We start from the raw sequence: 19,371 nt of genomic DNA, 5'->3' as shown, positions 1-19,371 counted from the left end.
AGTAATTGTTTATGAAAGTGGTATCAGAGATCTAAAAGAAATACGCTCGGATGTAAGATGAACTTGGTAGTGCGTTATCCTAGATTAATTAATGCATGAATAAATAATAATAGAATGTTATAATTATTATATGGAAAATATTTGAATTAGGAGGGGATGAATTGAAGGTTAACGTTAATTCAATCGATGAACAAGATGAAGTGGTAAATTCAAATAATCAAATAAGTGTCGCTGCTTATTGTAGGGTTAGTACTGATTCAGAAGAACAGGCAACATCATTCAAGAATCAGCAATCATATTTCCGGCGTGAAATTTCTAAAGATAAAAAGCTTAAATTGTTTCGAATTTATGCTGATCAAGGAATTTCTGGAACTTCGTTAAATCGACGCGAAGAGTTTTCTCGCTTATTATACGATGCAGGATTAGATGAAATTAAAGTTAGCGATAATAAATCGGTTTTTACCGTAAGCCACCGAGAGCCACTTTTTAAATATATTTATGTAAAGAATACAAGTCGTTTCGCACGCAATGTCTTAGTCATTGAAATATTGCGTGAACTACTGAAGAAGGGGGTTTATGTCTACTTTTTAGATATAAATCACGTATTTGATAGTATCGAAAAAGAATTCATGTTGAACATGTTCCTGAATTTTTCACAACAGGAGAGCATTGATAAATCAGCGAAAGTGCGTTTTGGATTAGTTGAGTCAGCTCGCAAAGGAACTATTTTTACGAATAATAATATTTACGGATATAAGTATTCTAAAGATACAAAAGAGCTAACAGTTATAGAGGAGGAAGCAGAAGTCATACGGACAATCTTTTTTCTCTATTCAAAGGGATTTGGAATACGCCGTATTTTAAATTACTTTGAAGGTGAGACCTTAGAAACATTGGATGGGGTGAAGTATGTTCCAAGCGGAGTTGTGCGTACAAGGGCTGGTAAACCATTTGTGCCTACTTTTATAAAGAGAGTACTATCTAATGAAAAATATTACGGAACTTTAGTTCGAAACAAATATGATACTGGCAGTATATTTAGTAAAAAAACTGCGACGGTAAAAAACACATCGGAGTGGATATTGTTCGAAGGTCGTATACCGGCTATCATTTCAAAAGAACTTTTCGAAACTTGTAATAGCCTCCGAAAAGCAAAATTACATCATAAAAATCAAACTGGAGTATTTCGAGGATATTCTGAATTTGCTAGTAAGATTTATTGTGGTAAGTGCGGTAGCTCCTATACACGAAATATAGATGCTGGTCGAGTCTTTTTTAATTGTTCGTTAAAGAAAACAAAAGGGACGAACGCTTGCGATAATATTAACGTTCAAGAGACTGATATTAATGCTCAAATAGATGATATACGTAACTATGGTCTAATTAGCGTATTCGCTTTACATAAAGAAAAACAGATAGAGATAATTCGAAATCATATTGAAAAATTGCGGGAGCGTATTAATGTTCCAGCAGTTGAGGATATTAACTCGAAAACACTTGAATTGATGAAATTAGATGATCAAGAGTCTAGAGTGATGAATCTTTACGTAATTGGGAACTTCCCAGAAGCGAAACTTCATGAAATGAAGATTGTTATTGATACTCAGAGAGAAGCGTTACGAAAAGAGATTAATGAACTTTCGAAAACTAATGAAGATATATTAATTCAGATTAACGATTATGAGTCAAGGATATCTAAGATCAACGCACTAACTGTTAAGGACGAATACAGTCGTGAAGAAATCCTTGGACTAATTTCAAAATTTGTGGTCACGTCAGAAGTCGTTCCATATATTAAGAAGAAAGACAACCGCGAATCGTCGAAGATTAAGCCGATTATAACTTATGAATTGAGTATCTTGGAGAAACTGGAAGAGGCATAAAATGTAGTCATTATCACTATGCTTCTTCAATTGTGAGTGCGAATTTTTATAATTTATTCATCAAAGAAATCTTTGGATAGGCTAATTGACCGCGCTAATTGAAGTGCGGTTTTTTTTTGGTTTAATATCATGCATGACAATGTATCACATCACCAGGACGTTGTGACTGCCGGCGGCCGCGATCAACAGGGCGCGCTTCGCGTGATGCTGTCCCAGCACGTCTCCGAAGTCGCCGTGCCCCGCAGCGTTACCGCCATAACCGCCGCCGGCGTACGGGTCAAGTTCCGCAATGCCCGCGGAATCGTATCGAAGCGCTTCCCACGATTGTCGGTCGGATTTGGGATCGCCGAGCTCGCGCAGATGGGAGGCGGCGAACAGTTCCATGCCTTCGATGCAAGCGGCTTCGGCGGCGTTGCCGCGGGGCAGCAGCACCTTCGAGATGCCGCGCTGCTTGGCCTGTTCGACCATGGCCAGCACCCCGGGGACCGCTCTCAGTTCGCCGTTCAAGGCTAGTTCGCCCAGGACGAGGAAATCCTGAAACAACGCGCTCCGCAACTGGCCGCTTGCGGCCAGAACCCCGGCGGCGATGGCGAGATCGAAAGCCGTTCCTTCTTTTCTTAAATCCGCCGGCGCCAGGTTGACGGTAATCCGCTCCATCGGAAACGCAAACCCGCAGTTTTTGACCGCTGCCCGCACCCGTTCGACGGATTCCCTCACCGCGGGATCCGGCAGGCCGACGACGTTGACCTGCGGCAGACCGCTCGATATGTCCACCTCCACGGCGATCATTCGCCCTTCGACGCCGTAGACGCTTCCGCTGCATATTTGCGTGTACATGACAAAAAACACCTCCGCGCTGAATTCGGCCGAAGGTGCTTCCTCACAGAACCGTTGCAAAATCAATCTCCATTCATCTTAATGGAGGAGCAAAATCATTGTCAACCGCGCAGAATGCCGAGTAACGTCCGATTTGCGCGCGGTGCTGCTAGTCTTATCCGAACTAAGAGGCGTTCCGAGATCGCAAACGAAACGGCGTTGCAGGTCGCATTAAGCGGAGTGCATCCGTTGCTCTTTTTGTTTGAACATGTTACAATCGATCCATGCCGAACATGTGTTCCGTGCCGATAAATCGATGATATTTGGAAATACTAGGGTCTGGATCAAGACATCCCCAAACCGTGCGAAAGTAGGCCGCTTTCATCTCGCAATGAGATGAAAATGATATCAAAAAAGCTGGTTTTTCGTCCTAAAAAATTAGGAAAGCCATATCGAATCGTGTTACAATACTTATTGGTTTTGTGTACATACGTAGGATTTAACTGCGGATAGGAGGATTTTCGTAAATGAATATCCATGAGTATCAGGGTAAACAATTGCTGAAGCAATATGGGGTTGCCGTGCCGGAAGGCAAAGTGGCATTCTCCGTGGACGAGGCTGTAGAAGCGGCAAAATCGCTGGGCACGCCCGTAACCGTTGTGAAAGCGCAAATCCATGCGGGCGGCCGCGGTAAAGCCGGCGGCGTCAAAGTCGCGAAAAGTTTGGACGAAGTGCGCGAGTACGCAAGCCAAATCCTTGGCAAAGTACTGGTCACGCATCAAACGGGACCTGAAGGCAAAGAAGTAAAACGCCTGCTCATCGAGCAAGGCTGCGACATTAAGAAGGAATATTACATCGGTCTTGTCGTGGACCGCGTAACGGGACGCATCGTCATGATGGCTTCCGAAGAAGGCGGCACGGAGATCGAAGAAGTCGCGGCGCACACGCCGGAGAAAATCTTCAAAGAAGTCATCGACCCTGCCGTCGGACTTCAAGTGTTCCAAGCGCGCAAGCTCGCTTACGCGATCAACATCCCGAACGAGCTCGTCAACAAGGCGGCCAAGTTCATGCTTTCGCTGTATGCGGCCTTCGTGGACAAGGACTGCTCCATTGCCGAAATCAACCCGCTTGTCGTAACGGGCGACGGCAACGTCATGGCGCTCGACGCCAAGCTGAACTTCGATTCCAACGCGCTGTACCGTCATAAGGACGTCGTCGAACTGCGCGACCTGGAAGAGGAAGACGAGAAGGAAATCCAAGCGTCCAAATTCGATCTGAGCTACATCGCGCTCGACGGCAACATCGGTTGCATGGTCAACGGCGCCGGTCTGGCAATGGCGACGATGGACATTATCAAATATTACGGCGGCGACCCTGCCAACTTCCTGGACGTAGGGGGCGGCGCTACGAAAGAAAAAGTAACGGAAGCGTTCAAAATCATTCTCTCCGACGAGAAGGTTAAGGGCATTTTCGTCAATATTTTCGGCGGCATCATGAAGTGCGACATCATCGCGGACGGCGTTATTTCCGCAGCGAAAGAGCTTGGTCTCGACCGTCCGCTGGTCGTTCGCCTCGAAGGCACGAACGTCGAGCTCGGCAAAAAAATGTTGAACGAATCCGGACTGAACATCGTGGCTGCGGACTCCATGGCCGACGGTGCTCAGAAGATCGTCGCGCTTGTGAAGTAAGTTAAATTTTGTCGCAATTTGGCGGCACACGAATTCATTTAGGGGATGTGAGTCTCGATGAGCATTTTGGTAGACAAAAATACGAAAGTCATTACCCAAGGCATTACTGGCGCTACGGGATTGTTCCATGCGAAAGGCGCCCTCGATTACGGCACGCAAATGGTCGGCGGCGTAACGCCGGGCAAAGGCGGCACGAACGTCGATATCACGCTCGAAAACGGATCGGTCGTATCGCTTCCGGTCTTTAATACGGTAGCGGACGCCGTCGCCAAGACGGGCGCGACCGCATCGGTCATTTACGTACCGCCGGCTTTCGCGGCAGACTCCATCATGGAAGCCGTCGACGCGGAGCTGGATCTCGTCATCTGCATCACCGAAGGCATCCCGGTCATCGACATGATCAAAGTGACGCGGTATATGGAAGGCCGCAAAACGCGTCTGATCGGACCGAACTGTCCGGGCGTCATCACGCCGGGCGAATGCAAAATCGGCATCATGCCGGGCTATATCCACACGAAAGGCCACGTCGGCGTCGTATCCCGCAGCGGAACGCTTACGTATGAAGCGGTTCATCAGCTGACGACCCGCGGCATCGGACAATCCTCCGCGGTCGGCATCGGCGGCGACCCGGTCAAAGGCTCGGAATTCATCGACATCCTGAGCATGTTCAACGATGATCCGGACACGTACGCGGTCATCATGATCGGCGAAATCGGCGGCTCCGCGGAAGAAGAAGCGGCCGAGTGGATCAAGGCGAACATGACGAAACCGGTCGTCGGCTTTATCGGCGGCGCAACGGCGCCTCCGGGTAAACGGATGGGCCACGCGGGCGCCATCATTTCCGGCGGCAAAGGAACCGCTGCCGAAAAAATCGCTACGCTGGAGAAATGCGGCATCCGCGTAGCTCCTACGCCGTCCGAAATGGGCTCCACGCTCGTCAGCGTGCTTGAAGAGCGCGGCATGCTCGAGAAGTGCAAAACGCACTAACGTTCGCTTGAATCGCATAGTCCATTCTAGAAGGTAAGCAACCTTTCCAACCCCTTGACGGGCCGGAGAGGTTGCTTTTTTTATTGTTTTGCAAAAATCGGCTTGCATTCTGTTGATGCCTCAAGCAAAATAGGATGCGGGTCCTTAAGGGGCTGGGACATTCCAATGAACGAATTGAATCGTAGAGCGGAAGCGCTCATCACGCTGCACGAAACGCCGTCCGTCGGCTGGAAGTCGGTACGCAAGGCCGTCGAATGCGGCCGATGGCCGGATTATGAACGCTTCAAGCCGGAAGCATGGATCAGCTCCGTCGGACTGAAGCCGGAACAGGCGCTGGCATTAACGAATGCGTTTTCAACCGTTGATCCCGCGAGACGCCGGCAGCAAGCGGGCGAGCGGGGCATATCCTACTTGACCTATTTCGACGATGACTACCCTGAACTTCTCCGCGAATCGCCGCAGCCGCCTTGGGTGCTTTATCTCATCGGCCGCGCCGAACTGCTGAGTCGGCACGCGATCTCGATCGTCGGCACGAGAGGGCCGACGTCTTACGGGAGGAAGACGGCGTCTTCGCTGGCCGAAGGGCTGTCGGAGAGGGGCGTTACCGTCGTCAGCGGCCTTGCGCGCGGTATAGACGCGCTTGCGCACGAAGGAGCGCTGAATGGCGCCGGCAGCACGATCGCCGTCCTGGGGACGCCGGTAGACCGCGTATATCCCGCCGAGAACCGGCTGCTCTACCAGCGAATCGCGAATCAAGGGCTGATCGTCTCGGAGGTTCCGCCGAACACGCCGTTTCATCCCGGGTTGTTCCCGCTGCGCAATCGCATCATCGCGGGTTTGTCGCTCGGCACCGTTGTCGTGGAGGCGGCCGAGCGAAGCGGCTCGCTCATCACGGCGGATCAAGCGCTGGACATGTCGAGAGACGTCTTCGCCGTTCCGGGGCCGGTCTCGTCTCCGAAGAGCGCGGGTACGAACGGCTTGATCCGGCAAGGCGCGAAGCTCGTGGCATCGGTTCAGGACATTCTCGAGGAGTACGAAGGGCTGTTTGATTTCGGCCGTACGGCTAGTCCGGATAAGGCCGGAACCGCGGCTGAAGCAGACGTCGCGCTGGATGAAAACGAGGCGTTGATCTATCGTTTTTTGCGGGAAGAAGCGCGCACGACGGACGAGCTGCACGAGCTCTCGGGCTTCCCGTTTGGACTTTTGCATTCAGTTCTGATAAATTTAACTATAAAACGGAAGATTGAACAGCATCCCGGTTCCATATATAGTGTATTGTAACGAATAAGCGGAGAGGAGGGCACGCCATGGCGGATTCATTGGTCATCGTCGAGTCGCCGGCGAAAGCAAAAACGATCGGCAAATATCTCGGCAGCAAATTTATCGTCAAAGCGTCGATGGGTCATATCCGCGACTTGCCCAAGAGCCAAATCGGCGTCGAAGTCGAAAACGACTTTCAACCCAAATATATTACCATTCGCGGCAAAGGCAGTGTCCTGAAGGAACTGAAAGATGCCAGCAAAAAAGTAAAAAAAGTTTATCTCGCGGCTGACCCCGACCGCGAAGGCGAGGCGATCGCGTGGCACTTGGCGCATTACCTCGAGATCGACGAGAGCGATACGTGCCGCGTCGTTTTTAACGAGATTACCAAGCAGGCCGTAAAAGACGCGTTCAAGACGCCGCGGCCGATCAATATGGATCTGGTGAACGCGCAGCAGGCGCGCCGGATATTGGACCGGCTCGTCGGCTACAAAATCAGCCCTCTATTATGGAAGAAAGTCAAAAAAGGGCTGTCCGCGGGCCGCGTGCAATCCGTTGCCGTGAAGCTGATCATCGATCGCGAGAACGAGATCGACGCGTTCGTGCCGGAAGAATATTGGACCATCACCGCGCAGCTGAAAAAAGGGAACACGGCGTTCGAAGCCAAGTTCTACGGGCTGAACGGCGAGAAACTGGAGCTCGGCAACGAAGCGCAAATGCAGACGGTGCTGGACGCGATGGGATCCGCTCCGTTTACCGTAAGCGAAGTGAAAGAGAAGGAACGGATGCGCAATCCCGCGGCACCTTTCACGACGAGCTCGCTTCAGCAGGAAGCGGCGCGCAAGCTCGGCTTCCGCGCGTCCAAGACGATGTCCGTGGCGCAGCAGCTTTACGAGGGCGTCGATTTGGGCAAGGAAGGCACCGTCGGTCTCATTACTTACATGAGAACGGATTCGACGCGTGTCTCGCCCGTCGCGCAGGAAGAAACGAAAGGCTATATCGAAGAGAAATACGGACCGTCCTACGCGCCGGAACAGCCGCGCGTGTATGCCAAGAAGAACAGCAACGCGCAGGACGCGCACGAAGCGGTACGGCCGACATCCGTGCTGCGCGATCCCGAAACGGTGAAGGAATTTTTGAGCCGCGATCAATTCCGGCTGTATAAGCTCGTCTGGGAGCGGTTCGTCGCGAGCCAGATGTCTTCGGCGGTGCTGGACACGATGACGGTCGACTTCAACGTGGGCAACGGCGCCGTTTTCCGTTCCGTCGGGTCGAAGGTGAAATTCCCGGGCTTCATGAAGATTTACGTGGAAGGCAGCGATGACGAAGGCGCGGCCGACGAAGAGAAGTTCCTGCCTCCGCTCGCCGTCGAGGAATCGATTGCGGCGGATGCCGTCGAGCCGAAGCAGCACTTCACGCAGCCGCCGCCGAGGTATTCCGAAGCGCGTCTCGTCCGCATGATGGAGGAAATCGGCATCGGCCGGCCAAGTACGTACGCGCCGACGCTGGAGACGATCCAGAAGCGCGGTTACGTCGCGATGGAAGAGAAACGGTTCATTCCGACGGAGCTTGGCGAGCTCGTCATTCAAATGATGGAGGAATTTTTTCCTGAAATCTTGGATGCCGAATTTACCGCTCATATGGAAGAAGACCTCGACCACGTGGAAGACGGCAAAGTGGACTGGGTCCGCGTGCTCGGCAATTTCTACGATTCGTTCGAGAAGCGGCTTGAGGTCGCCGAAGAGGAAATGAAGGAAGTCGAGCTGCAGGACGAAGTGTCCGATGAAATTTGCGAGAAATGCGGCCGGCATATGGTATTCAAAATGGGGCGTTTCGGCAAATTCCTGGCCTGCTCCGGCTTCCCGGAATGCCGGAATACGAAACCGATCGTCAAAGACATCGGCGTCGCTTGCCCGAAATGCAAAGTCGGCAAAATCATCGAGCGGCGCAGCAAGAAGGGACGGTACTTCTACGGCTGCGACCAGTATCCGGGATGCGACTACGTCTCCTGGGATAAACCGGCCAGCAAGCCGTGTCCGAATTGCGGCGGGCTCATGGTCGAGAAACGCAACCGAAGCGGCGCGAAGCTCGTCTGCACCCAATGCGAACATAACGAAGAAGTGGTGGAAGAGCCGGAATCCGCTGAATTGTAGAGGAAGGCTTCGGAATTGAAAGGAAGGTAAACGCAGTGTCTGAAGTGCAACGTGTTACGGTCGTCGGCGCGGGTCTCGCGGGCAGCGAAGCCGCATGGCAAATCGCCTCGCAAGGCGTACCGGTTACGCTCTACGAAATGAGGCCGGCTACCAAAACGCCGGCTCACCATACGAACCAATTCGCGGAGCTGGTATGCAGCAACAGTCTCCGCGCGAACGGATTGACCAATGCGGTCGGCGTATTGAAAGAAGAAATGCGCCGCATGAACTCGCTCATCCTGGATTGCGCGGACCGGAACGCCGTTCCGGCGGGCGGCGCGCTCGCCGTCGATCGCGACGGCTTCTCCGGCGACGTGACGCGGATTCTGAAGGAACATCCGCTGATCGACGTGCGTACGGAAGAAATGACGGAAATCCCGACCGACGGAATCGTGCTGATCGCGACCGGGCCGCTCACGGCCCCGCGCCTCTCGGCGCAAATTCAAGGGCTGCTCGGCGAAGAATATTTTTATTTCTACGATGCCGCCGCGCCGATCGTCGAGAAAGATTCCATCGATATGTCGAAAGTATATTTGGCCTCAAGGTATGACAAAGGCGAGGCGGCCTACCTGAACTGCCCGATGACGGAAGAGGAATTCGAACGGTTCTACGACGCGCTAATTACGGCGGAGACGGCCGAAGTGAAGGAATTCGAGAAGGAGCAGTACTTCGAAGGCTGCATGCCGATCGAGGTCATGGCGAGCCGCGGCAAGCAGACCGTGCTGTTCGGGCCGATGAAGCCCGTCGGGTTGATTAATCCCCATACGGGAAAGCTGCCCCATGCGGTCGTGCAGTTGCGTCAGGATAACGCCGCAGGCACGCTGTACAACTTGGTCGGCTTCCAGACGCATCTTAAGTGGGGCGAGCAGAAGCGCGTCCTGTCCCTGATTCCGGGTTTGGAAAACGCGGAATTCGTGCGGTACGGCGTCATGCACCGGAATACGTTCATCAACTCGCCGAGGTTGCTTAAGCCGACCTACCAGACGAACAAACGCGACAAGCTATTCTTCGCCGGCCAAATGACCGGCGTGGAAGGATACGTCGAATCGGCGGCATCTGGGCTCATCGCCGGGATCAACGCCGGTCGGGTCGCGAAGGGCATGGAGCCCGTCGTCTTCCCGGCGGACACCACGCTCGGCAGCATGGCGCAATACATTACGACGGCGGATTTCAAGCATTTCCAGCCGATGAACGCTAATTTCGGCCTCTTCCCGCCGCTCGAGAAGCGGATGCGCAGCAAGAAGGACAAGAACGACGCGATCGCTAACCGGGCGCTCGAGCAGCTGGCTCGGTTCAAAGAGTCGCAGCTGGCGGACGCCGGTAAAACCGAAGCGCTGTACGATTAACCGCAAAGCATGCGGTTCAGGATAAGCCAACAGCGGCAGCAACGAACGATAAGCGGCCGCTGTTTAGTTTTTTTGAAGTTTTTTCAAAAATCAAGCTATTTCCACGATTAACATTTTCTCTATTCCGACATACATAGCCGTTCATGCTTGGTCCATTTCGATGAAGGAGGGTTTACGATGAATATGGAGTTTCATGCTACGACGATCTGCGCGGTCCGCCACAACGGGAAGGGCGCGATTGCCGGCGACGGCCAGGTGACGTTCGGGAACAGCATGGTCATGAAGCACAGCGCGAAGAAAGTACGGCGACTTTACCGCGGCCAAGTCATCGCCGGATTCGCGGGATCGGTCGCCGACGCGATCTCGTTGTTCGAGAAATTCGAAGGCAAGCTGGAGGAGCATCACGGCAACCTGCAGCGCGCGGCAGTGGAATTGGCTAAAGATTGGCGCTCGGATCGCGTATTGCGCAAGCTGGAAGCCATGATGATCGTCATGGATGCGACGGGACTGCTGCTTATTTCGGGGGGCGGGGAGATCATCGAGCCGGACGACGGCATTCTCGCGATCGGTTCCGGCGGCAGCTTCGCGCTTGCGGCCGCAAGAGCCATCCGTCAGCACGCGCCGCAGCTCGAAGCGAAGGATATGGTGAGATCGGCGCTCGAAATCGCGGCCGACATCTGCGTGTTTACGAATCGGAATATTATTGTGGAAGAGATCGAATAGACTGCTAGTATAAGGAATATTTGGACGTAAATCGGAGGGATTCGAGATGCCAAACGAAGCAATGACACCGAAACAGATCGTCGCCGAGCTGGATAAATACATCGTGGGCCAGAAGCAAGCGAAGCGCTCCGTCGCGGTCGCGCTGCGCAACCGCTACCGCCGCAGCCGCTTGGATGAAGCGATTCGCGACGAAATCGTACCGAAAAACATACTCATGATCGGGCCGACCGGCGTCGGCAAAACCGAGATCGCGAGACGGCTGGCCAAACTGGTCAATGCGCCGTTCGTCAAGGTGGAAGCGACGAAGTTCACGGAAGTCGGCTACGTTGGGCGCGACGTCGAATCAATGGTCCGCGACCTCGTGGAAACGGCGATCCGCATGGTCAAGCTGGAGAAGACGGAGAAGGTGAAGGACAAGGCGGAAGCGATGGCGAACGAACGGATCGTCGCGATGCTGGTGCCTTCGTCCGTGAAAGCCAAGTCGTCGAAAAACCCGCTGGAAATGCTGTTCGGCAACTCCTCCTCCGGGTCTAAAGAACCGGAAGCGGAGCCGGAAGAAAGCGCGTCGGTCCTCGAGCGCCGCAAGCAGGTCAAGGAGCAGCTGGCGACCGGCAAGCTGGAAAACGAAATCATCGAGATCGAGGTCGAAGACAATTCGCCGAACATGCTCGACATGCTGGCGGGACAAGGCAACGAAGGCATGGGCATGGGCGCGAACATGCAGGAGCTGTTCGGCCAGCTCATGCCGAAGCGCTCCAAGAAGCGGAAGCTGCCGATCAAGGAGGCGCGCAAGGCGCTTACCCAGGAGGAAGCGAACAAGTTGATCGACATGGACGACGTCATTGCCGAATCCGTTAACCGGGCGGAGCAGTCGGGCATTATCTTCATCGACGAGATCGACAAGGTCGCGAGCTCGTCCCGCGGCTCCGGTCCGGACGTTTCCCGCGAAGGCGTACAGCGCGATATTTTGCCGATCGTCGAAGGCTCGACCGTAATGACGAAGTACGGTCCGGTCAAGACCGACTACGTGCTGTTCATCGCGGCCGGCGCTTTCCATATGGCGAAGCCGTCCGATCTCATTCCGGAATTGCAGGGCCGGTTCCCGATCCGGGTGGAATTGACGAACCTGAGTCTTGAAGATTTCGTAAAGATTTTGACGGAGCCGAAGAACGCACTGACGAAGCAGTACACGTCGCTGCTCGAAACCGAGGGCATCACGATCACGTTCTCGGACGAAGCCGTGCGGGAGCTGGCTTCGATCGCGGCTGACGTGAACAAAAACACCGAAAATATCGGGGCTCGCAGACTGCATACCATTTTGGAGAAGCTGCTCGAGGATCTGTCGTTCGAAGCGCCGGAACTGTCGCTTGAAGAAATGACCATCACGCCGGAATACGTGCGCGAGAAGCTGGGCAATATTGCGAAAAATCGCGATCTGAGTCAATATATACTGTAAGGAACGGACAGGAAAGTAGGAGGCAAACGGCAATGATTTTATTGGCAAAGACAAGAACGCTCAACCGGCTGCTGCAGCGCGCGGCCGGAGGGGCGCTCAACTTCCGGGAGATGGCGGAGGTTCTGAGTACGACCATTCAAGCCGACGTGTTCGTCGTCAGCCGCAAAGGGAAAGTACTGGGATCCGCGGCGGCGGGGCCTTATCAGCACGAGCAGCTGAGGGCGCTGCCTGCCGGCGAGCTCCGCTTGTCGCCCGAGAGCAACGACCGCTTCATGAACATGCAGGAAACCGCGACGAACGTGAAATCCGACAGCGGCATCGCCGAGTCGTTCCCGATGATGGGCGCCCAAGAAATTATGACCGTCGTCCCGATCGTAGGCGGCCGCGACCGATTGGGCACGCTGATCTTGCTTCGCAGCTCCGAGCCGTTCGGCGACGACGAACTCATTTTGGCGGAGTACGGCAGTACGATCGTCGGCATGGAAATCTTGCGCGAGCGAGCGGAAGAGATCGAGCAGGAAGCGAGAAGCAGGACCGTCGTCGCGGTCGCGGTCGGATCGCTGTCCTTCAGCGAGCTGGAAGCGGTCGAGCATATTTTCGACGAGCTGGACGGAAAGGAAGGACTGCTGGTCGCTTCCAAGATCGCGGACCGCGTCGGCATCACCCGGTCGGTCATCGTCAACGCGCTGCGGAAACTGGAAAGCGCCGGCGTGATCGAAACCAGGTCCTTGGGTATGAAAGGGACCTATATCCGGATCTTGAATGCGCAGCTTCTCCAGGAGCTGAAAAAAAACAAAAGCTAAAGTATTAAATTTTCATTACATTTTCATTCCGAAACCAGTACAAATAGCCCCCTTTTAAGTCCTATCTTCGACAAAGATAGGGCTTTTTTCTTATTGTAATAATTTAGGAAGTTGAGGAAGATTAGATTGGCAGATTTGTTCGACAAGAAGCTCTCATAAATTTAATAATTCTTTGTCGAACAAAGAAGGAATGCGAAGTATTCTGTTGAATATTAACAACACAAGCACTCGAAAGTGGGGTTTTTTGGTGAATTTGTTGAACGGCCCGGAATTCAGTCGTTTACAGGGCGCGCTGAATGCATCGGAAATGCGCCAACGCGTCATAAACAACAATATCGCAAATGTAGATACGCCAAAATTCAAGCGGTCCGACGTCATGTTCGAAGACCTATTGGAGCAGAGCATGGGCTCGGGAACGCCTCAATTAAGCGGAAAGCGCACGGATCCAAGGCATATTACGATCGGCCCATCCGCGGCAGTGCCAGAGACTCAGGTCATGACCGACGAGACGAGCGTCATGAATAACGACGTCAACAATGTCGATATTGATCGAGAAATGTCGCTTCTTGCCAAAAACCAACTGAATTACAACTTTTATGTACAGCAGATTAGCCATGATGTGAAAATGATGCGCATCGGGATCCAAGGGAGAAGCTGATGATGAGATTGACTAACGGATTCGATGCCAGCGCTTCGGCGCTGACGGCCCAGCGACTCCGCATGGACGTTATTTCTTCGAATATCGCGAATGCAGAAACGACTAGAGCTTCATACGTCAACGGACGCTATGAACCTTACAAACGCAAAATGGTCGTGCTTGAACCGGGTTCGACATCGTTCGCGGACGCGTTGAACAGCCAAATGAACGGTTCCGCATCGGCGCCGGGCGTGAAAGCTTCGAAAATCATCGAGGATACGACCCCTTCCAAGCTGGTCTATAATCCGACCCATCCCGACGCAGACGAGAATGGATATGTAAAGATGCCGAACGTCGACGTCCTGAAGGAAATGGTGGACATGATCTCCGCTTCGCGTTCCTACGAGGCGAACGTCACGGCGCTGAACGCCACGAAGAGCATGTTTGTCAAAGCGCTTGAAATCGGCAAGTAAACAGATAAACCGCGGAGGGATTACAGTTGATTAACCCGATGACGTTCAATCCGGTGCAGCTCCAGACCGTCAAACCGGCCGAATCGAACGGCCTTAGTACTTCTTCGCCGTCCGACATTACAAAAACATTCGGCGATTTCCTGCAAAAGGCGCTTGACGGCGTAAGCACCCAGGAACAAAACGTACATACGATGAACGATCAATATATGCTCGGCAACGTCGACGTGTCGCAAGTCATGGTTGCGAGCCAGCAAGCCGAACTCAGTCTGCAGCTTACCTCACAAATCCGCGACAAAGTGATTGAAGCCTACCAGGAGATCATGCGGATGCAAATCTAATGGCCTCTTTCCCAGCATTAGAAGCTAACAGTGAGGTGGAATCGTGAACGAGAAATTTGCCCAATACCGAGCGAGAGTCGCTCAGTATTGGAACGTACTAGAGAAGAGACAGAAGATTTGGCTGGGGGCGTCCGCCGCGATCCTGATCCTGACGATCATCTTGTTGACCGTGCTGTTTTCGAAAACGCATTACGAAGTCGCGTTCCGCGATCTCGACAGCACGGATGCGGCCGCGGTCATGGAGTATTTGGATGCCGGCAAGATTCCGTATAAGCTGTCCGACGCGGGCCAGACGATATCGGTGCCGACGGCGGACGCCGCGAAAGTGAAAGTGGAGGCGGGGTCCCAGGGCATCGTCCGCAACGGTTCCATCGGCTTCGAATCCTTTAACGACAGCTCGTCGATGTTCGGTTCGACGGACCGCGAATTCGACGTGAAATACCGGAGCGCCTTGAACGGGGAAGTCCAGCGCTTGCTGAACGGCATGCAGGGCGTGCAAAAATCGAACGTGCTCGTGAACTTGCCGGAATCGACGCCGTTCATGACGACGGAGGAGAAGGAGCAAGCCTCCGCGTCGATCATGATCACGTTTCGTCCGGGATACCGGCCGACGCAGAAAGAAGTCGACGGCTACTACAATCTCGTCAAAACGTCGATCCCGAACATCAAACCGGAAAACATTACGATCTCCAGTCCCGAGGGCGAACTGCTCGCGTCCGGCGATGTCGGCGGCGCGGGTGCCGGAGGCGATCTGCTGGAGACGCATTATCAAATTCAGCGCAAATATGAAAACGACTTGAAACAAAAGATCCAATCGTTCCTGGCGCCGATGGTCGGCATGGACAATTTGGTCGTGAACGTCTCCAGCTCCATCAACTTCGATAAGAAGAAATCGGACCAGCAGCTCGTGTCTCCGCTCGAAAACAACAACAATAACGGCATCGTCCTAAGCGAATCGACCTCGTCCAAATCCGCGACGGGCGGAAGCTCGGCTGGCGGCGTCGCCGGCACCGGCGCGACCGACGTGCCGGGCTATACGGCGGACACCGCCACGGGCGGAAGCTCGGAGGAGAACAGCCGGACGACCAATTACGATTACAACAAGAGCAACATTCAAATCGAGTCCGGGCCGTACGTCATTAAAGATCTCTCTATTAGTATCGGCGTAGAAAAATCAAAGTTAAGTGCCGAAGCGAAAACGGAGATGACGAACGTGCTTGCGTCGCTCGTTCGGTCCCAGTTGATCGAGTCCGGACAAGATGTCAATAATGACGCGCTGATCGACAAAAAAGTTTCGGTCATGGCTCAAAGTTTTATCGACAACGGCGGAGTCGCGGCGTCTTCCGGACTGTCGACGGGCTGGCTGGTCGGCCTCGGCCTCGCGGCGCTCGCGCTGATCGGCGGTCTCGGCTACGTCGTCGTCCGCCGCAGGAAGCAAGCGGCGCTCGTCGAAGAGCTGGCCGCGGCGCCGGGCAAAGTCGAGTACCCGACGATCGATCTCGATAGCGTCCAAAACGAAAGTCAAGTTCGCAAGCAGCTCGAAACGCTCGCCAAGCGCAAACCGGAAGAGTTCGTGAATTTGCTCCGGACTTGGCTCGTTGAAGAATAGAGGTGGCCGGAATGGCGAAATTACAAGGTTTCAGCGGTCGGCAGAAAGCAGCCATTTTGCTAATTTCTCTAGGTCCTGAAGTATCGGCGCAAATCTTCAAGCACTTGCGCGAAGAGGAAATCGAGCAGCTCACGCTCGAAATCGCGAACGTGCGCAAAGTCGACACCCTCGACAAAGAAACGATTTTGAACGAATTCCACCAGATCTGCGTCGCGCAGGAATACATTTCGCAAGGCGGCATCACGTATGCCCGCGAGATTCTGGAGAAAGCGCTCGGCGAGCAGAAAGCGATGGAAGTGATCGGCCGCCTGACGGCGACGCTTCAGGTGCGCCCGTTCGATTTCGCTCGCAAAGCGGATGCCGGCCAAATCTTGAACTTCATCCAGAACGAAAACTCGCAGACGATCGCCTTGGTGCTCTCGTATTTGCAGCCGGATCAGTCTTCGCAAATCTTGTCGTCCCTGCCGCAGGAGAAGCAGGCGGAGGTCGCGAGACGCATCGCCTTGATGGACAGCACGTCGCCGGAGGTCATTTCCTACGTGGAACGCGTGCTGGAACAGAAGCTGTCCGCGACCGTTACCCAAGATTACACCAGCGCGGGCGGTATTGAATCAATCGTGCAAATTTTGAACGGCGTCGACCGCGGGACGGAGCGTACGATCCTGGACGCGCTCGAAATCCAAGATCCCGAATTGGCCGAAGAAATCAAAAAACGGATGTTCGTGTTCGAGGATATCGTCAACATCGACAACCGTTCCATTCAGCGCATCATCCGCGACATCGAGAATGCCGATCTCCAGCTTGCGCTCAAAGTCGCCAGCGAAGAAGTGCGCGAAGCGATCTTCCGGAACATGTCCAAACGCATGTCGGAGACGTTCAAGGAAGAAATGGAATATATGGGTCCCGTCCGGCTGCGCGACGTCGAAGAAGCGCAAACGCGCATCGTAGCGACGATCCGCAGGCTGGAAGAGTCCGGCGAGATCATCATCGCCCGCGGCGGAGGGGATGACATCATTGTCTAAGTTGTATAAATCGACGAACGTCATCTCGGTCGAAGATTTAAAACGGCTTGAATGGTATAACCGCTACGTCCAACCGGCCGAACAAGAAGCGCCTGCCGGGCCTAGCGCCGAAACGGTCACGCTTCGCGACCAAATTCTCGGCGATGCCGAGGCGTTCGCCAACCAGCGTCTTCAGGAGACCGGCGAACAGATCGAAACGATGTTCGCGGAAGCCGCCGCGCAAATCGACCAATGGTGGCTGGAAAAGCGCCTGCAGGACGAGGAGACGATGGAACGCATCCGCGGCGAAGCCCACGCGCTCGGGTTCGAGGAAGGCAAGGCCCGGGCCGAAGCCGAAGTGCGCGCCCAATGGGAAGCGATGCTGACGGAAGCCAGATCGATCCTGGACTCGTCCTACGATACGAAGGAACAGATCATTCAGGAAGCCGAGCCGTTCGTCGTCGCGCTCAGCGCGGCGATCGCCGAGAAAATCATACAAAAGCAGCTGACCGTCGAGCCGGCGTGGTCGCTCGATATGATACGCAAAGCGCTGGAACGGCGCCGCGAGCAAGGGGTAATCACCCTCTGCGTATCGCCGCAGCAATTGGCCTACGTGCAGGCCGCGCGCGAAGAGCTGTCCCTCGTCATCGATTCCCAAGCCGAGCTGCAGATCGTTCCGGACGTGTCCGTCAAGTCTTACGGGTGCGTTATCCGCTCTTCGTTCGGGAGCATCGACGCCCGGATCGACACGCAGCTGTCCGAAATCAAACGCGAGCTGATCCAGCTTGCCCTGCAGGCGGAAGAGCGAGGCGGCGCCGATGAAACTTAACCGGTTGGACGCCGAACGCTATATCGAGCATATGCGGCCGATCGATCCCGTTCGCGTGAACGGGAAGGTGACGCAGGTCATCGGACTGACCGTCGAATCGGAAGGCCCCGATGCCAGCATCGGGGACGTGTGCCTGATCTATCCCGCGAAATCGTCGAAACCGCTCAAAGCGGAGGTCGTCGGGTTCCGCGACAACAAAGTCATTCTGATGCCGCTCGGCGAGCTGCAATCGATCGGTCCGGGCTGCGACGTCGTCGGCACGGGCAAGCCGCTCACCGTGCAGGTCGGCTCCGAGCTCCTCGGCAAGGTGCTGGACGGGTTGGGACAGCCGCTTGACGGTTCCCATATTCCGAGCCGTATGCCGCACCACTCGACGCATAATCAGCCGAACAATCCGCTGATGCGACCGAGGGTGAAAGAACCGCTCAGCATCGGCGTCCGCGCCATCGACGGCCTGCTGACCGTCGGACAAGGCCAGCGCGTCGGCATCTTCGCCGGTTCCGGCGTCGGCAAGAGCACGCTGCTCGGGATGGTCGCCCGGAATACGTCCGCGGACGTCAACGTCATCGCCTTGATCGGCGAGCGCGGCCGCGAAGTGCTTGAGTTTATCGAGAAAGACCTCGGTCCGGAAGGGCTTGCGCGCTCCGTCGTCATCGTCGCCACGTCCGATCAGCCGGCGCTCATACGAATCAAAGGCGCGCTGATCGCGACGACGATCGCGGAATATTTCCGGGACCGCGGCATGAACGTCATGCTGATGATGGACTCCGTCACCCGCTATGCGATGGCGCTGCGCGAAGTCGGGCTGGCCATCGGCGAACCGCCGGCGACCCGCGGTTATACGCCCTCCGTGTTCGCTGCCCTGCCGAAACTGCTGGAGCGTGCCGGGACGGGGCAGAAGGGAACGATTACCGCCTTCTACACGGTGCTCGTCGACGGCGACGATATGAACGAACCGATCGCGGACGCGGTCCGCGGCATCTTGGACGGCCATATCGTGCTGAGCCGGGCGCTGGCGAACAAGGGCCATTTTCCCGCCATCGACATTCTGGCTTCCATCAGCCGGGTCATGAAAGAAATCGTGCCGGAAGAACAGCAGGATGCCGCCAACGAATTGAAGCGGCTGCTCGCCATTTATAGAGATTCGGAAGACCTCATCAATATCGGGGCGTACCAGCGGGGTTCGAACGAAAAAATCGATCAGGCGATCGAAGCCAACGATCTCATCCGGTCCTACGCGACGCAGAAGACGAACGAGAAGATCGATTACGACGCGTCGCGCGACCGGCTGATCGACGAATTTTACATCCATCACGGGAGTTGAACTTGA

At 54.5% G+C, this 19,371-nt stretch carries 17 protein-coding genes; 16 read left to right on the top strand and 1 reads right to left on the bottom strand.

All coding sequences use genetic code 11. From position 1 onward, the window contains the following. Window positions 1-161 precede the first annotated feature (161 nt). Window positions 162-1,883, top strand: coding sequence for a recombinase family protein (locus tag I8J29_RS27345; protein WP_208850524.1), 1,722 nt, complete (start codon window positions 162-164; stop codon window positions 1,881-1,883). 144 nt (window positions 1,884-2,027) lie between these two features. Here the strand turns inward: I8J29_RS27345 and I8J29_RS27340 are convergent, their stop codons facing one another. Further along, the gene (locus tag I8J29_RS27340) at window positions 2,028-2,720 is read right to left on the bottom strand and encodes a magnesium chelatase domain-containing protein (RefSeq protein ID WP_208850523.1); all 693 of its coding nucleotides are present in this window, start codon (window positions 2,718-2,720) and stop codon (window positions 2,028-2,030) included. Between the two features lie 506 nt (window positions 2,721-3,226). On the opposite strand from I8J29_RS27340, the gene sucC reads away from it, so the two are divergent. The 15 genes from sucC (at window position 3,227) to fliI (ending at window position 19,365) form a co-directional block, all read left to right on the top strand. Beyond that, window positions 3,227-4,387 carry an ADP-forming succinate--CoA ligase subunit beta gene (gene sucC / locus I8J29_RS27335; protein WP_208850522.1) on the top strand — a complete coding sequence of 387 codons (1,161 nt, stop codon included), beginning with the start codon at window positions 3,227-3,229 and terminating at the stop codon, window positions 4,385-4,387. 57 nt (window positions 4,388-4,444) lie between these two features. After that, entirely contained in the window at window positions 4,445-5,374 is a 930-nt protein-coding gene (sucD, locus tag I8J29_RS27330; RefSeq protein ID WP_090637659.1) for a succinate--CoA ligase subunit alpha, read from the top strand. 165 nt (window positions 5,375-5,539) lie between these two features. Next, on the top strand, window positions 5,540-6,655 hold the full coding sequence (gene dprA, locus I8J29_RS27325; protein WP_338113299.1) for a DNA-processing protein DprA: 1,116 nt from the start codon (window positions 5,540-5,542) through the stop codon (window positions 6,653-6,655). Between the two features lie 26 nt (window positions 6,656-6,681). Next, window positions 6,682-8,787: a type I DNA topoisomerase gene (gene topA / locus I8J29_RS27320; RefSeq protein ID WP_208850521.1), complete on the top strand. Its 2,106-nt coding sequence runs from the start codon at window positions 6,682-6,684 to the stop codon at window positions 8,785-8,787. Window positions 8,788-8,822: 35 nt separating this feature from the next. Further along, window positions 8,823-10,172: an FADH(2)-oxidizing methylenetetrahydrofolate--tRNA-(uracil(54)-C(5))-methyltransferase TrmFO gene (gene trmFO, locus I8J29_RS27315; protein WP_208850520.1), complete on the top strand. Its 1,350-nt coding sequence runs from the start codon at window positions 8,823-8,825 to the stop codon at window positions 10,170-10,172. Window positions 10,173-10,349: 177 nt separating this feature from the next. Beyond that, window positions 10,350-10,895, top strand: a complete 546-nt coding sequence (hslV, locus tag I8J29_RS27310) for an ATP-dependent protease subunit HslV (RefSeq protein WP_090637653.1) — start codon at window positions 10,350-10,352, stop codon at window positions 10,893-10,895. A gap of 46 nt (window positions 10,896-10,941) precedes the next feature. Beyond that, window positions 10,942-12,351 carry an ATP-dependent protease ATPase subunit HslU gene (gene hslU / locus I8J29_RS27305; protein ID WP_090637651.1) on the top strand — a complete coding sequence of 470 codons (1,410 nt, stop codon included), beginning with the start codon at window positions 10,942-10,944 and terminating at the stop codon, window positions 12,349-12,351. 32 nt (window positions 12,352-12,383) lie between these two features. Next, window positions 12,384-13,154, top strand: coding sequence for a GTP-sensing pleiotropic transcriptional regulator CodY (gene codY, locus I8J29_RS27300; RefSeq protein WP_090637649.1), 771 nt, complete (start codon window positions 12,384-12,386; stop codon window positions 13,152-13,154). 247 nt (window positions 13,155-13,401) lie between these two features. Further along, window positions 13,402-13,812, top strand: coding sequence for a flagellar basal body rod protein FlgB (gene flgB / locus I8J29_RS27295; protein ID WP_208850519.1), 411 nt, complete (start codon window positions 13,402-13,404; stop codon window positions 13,810-13,812). Between the two features lie 2 nt (window positions 13,813-13,814). Beyond that, window positions 13,815-14,264 carry a flagellar basal body rod protein FlgC gene (flgC, locus tag I8J29_RS27290; RefSeq protein ID WP_208850543.1) on the top strand — a complete coding sequence of 150 codons (450 nt, stop codon included), beginning with the start codon at window positions 13,815-13,817 and terminating at the stop codon, window positions 14,262-14,264. Window positions 14,265-14,290: 26 nt separating this feature from the next. Further along, entirely contained in the window at window positions 14,291-14,602 is a 312-nt protein-coding gene (gene fliE / locus I8J29_RS27285; RefSeq protein ID WP_338113297.1) for a flagellar hook-basal body complex protein FliE, read from the top strand. 43 nt (window positions 14,603-14,645) lie between these two features. Further along, window positions 14,646-16,211: a flagellar basal-body MS-ring/collar protein FliF gene (gene fliF, locus I8J29_RS27280; protein WP_208850518.1), complete on the top strand. Its 1,566-nt coding sequence runs from the start codon at window positions 14,646-14,648 to the stop codon at window positions 16,209-16,211. 11 nt (window positions 16,212-16,222) lie between these two features. After that, window positions 16,223-17,233, top strand: a complete 1,011-nt coding sequence (gene fliG / locus I8J29_RS27275; protein ID WP_090637643.1) for a flagellar motor switch protein FliG — start codon at window positions 16,223-16,225, stop codon at window positions 17,231-17,233. Continuing rightward, window positions 17,226-18,041, top strand: a complete 816-nt coding sequence (locus I8J29_RS27270) for a FliH/SctL family protein (RefSeq protein ID WP_208850517.1) — start codon at window positions 17,226-17,228, stop codon at window positions 18,039-18,041. Before fliG ends, I8J29_RS27270 begins: the two co-directional genes overlap by 8 nt. Continuing rightward, complete coding sequence (gene fliI, locus I8J29_RS27265; RefSeq protein WP_208850516.1) at window positions 18,031-19,365, top strand: flagellar protein export ATPase FliI; 1,335 nt, start codon at window positions 18,031-18,033, stop codon at window positions 19,363-19,365. Before I8J29_RS27270 ends, fliI begins: the two co-directional genes overlap by 11 nt. Window positions 19,366-19,371 lie beyond the last annotated feature (6 nt).

It is taken from the genome of Paenibacillus artemisiicola (assembly GCF_017652985.1).
GTDB lineage: Bacteria > Bacillota > Bacilli > Paenibacillales > Paenibacillaceae > Paenibacillus_Z > Paenibacillus_Z artemisiicola.
Note: the sequence above shows the minus strand (reverse complement) of the source record. Positions and strands in the feature narration are given on the sequence as shown.

Bases quoted from the DNA above. Each gene is read 5' to 3' on its own strand.
- I8J29_RS27340 (WP_208850523.1), bottom strand. From the start codon at position 2,720: ATGTACACGCAAATATGCAGCGGAAGCGTCTACGGCGTCGAAGGGCGA.
- sucC (WP_208850522.1), top strand. From the start codon at position 3,227: ATGAATATCCATGAGTATCAGGGTAAACAATTGCTGAAGCAATATGGG.
- sucD (WP_090637659.1), top strand. From the start codon at position 4,445: ATGAGCATTTTGGTAGACAAAAATACGAAAGTCATTACCCAAGGCATT.
- dprA (WP_338113299.1), top strand. From the start codon at position 5,540: ATGAACGAATTGAATCGTAGAGCGGAAGCGCTCATCACGCTGCACGAA.
- topA (WP_208850521.1), top strand. From the start codon at position 6,682: ATGGCGGATTCATTGGTCATCGTCGAGTCGCCGGCGAAAGCAAAAACG.
- hslV (WP_090637653.1), top strand. From the start codon at position 10,350: ATGAATATGGAGTTTCATGCTACGACGATCTGCGCGGTCCGCCACAAC.
- hslU (WP_090637651.1), top strand. From the start codon at position 10,942: ATGCCAAACGAAGCAATGACACCGAAACAGATCGTCGCCGAGCTGGAT.
- codY (WP_090637649.1), top strand. From the start codon at position 12,384: ATGATTTTATTGGCAAAGACAAGAACGCTCAACCGGCTGCTGCAGCGC.
- flgC (WP_208850543.1), top strand. From the start codon at position 13,815: ATGAGATTGACTAACGGATTCGATGCCAGCGCTTCGGCGCTGACGGCC.
- fliG (WP_090637643.1), top strand. From the start codon at position 16,223: ATGGCGAAATTACAAGGTTTCAGCGGTCGGCAGAAAGCAGCCATTTTG.
- fliI (WP_208850516.1), top strand. From the start codon at position 18,031: ATGAAACTTAACCGGTTGGACGCCGAACGCTATATCGAGCATATGCGG.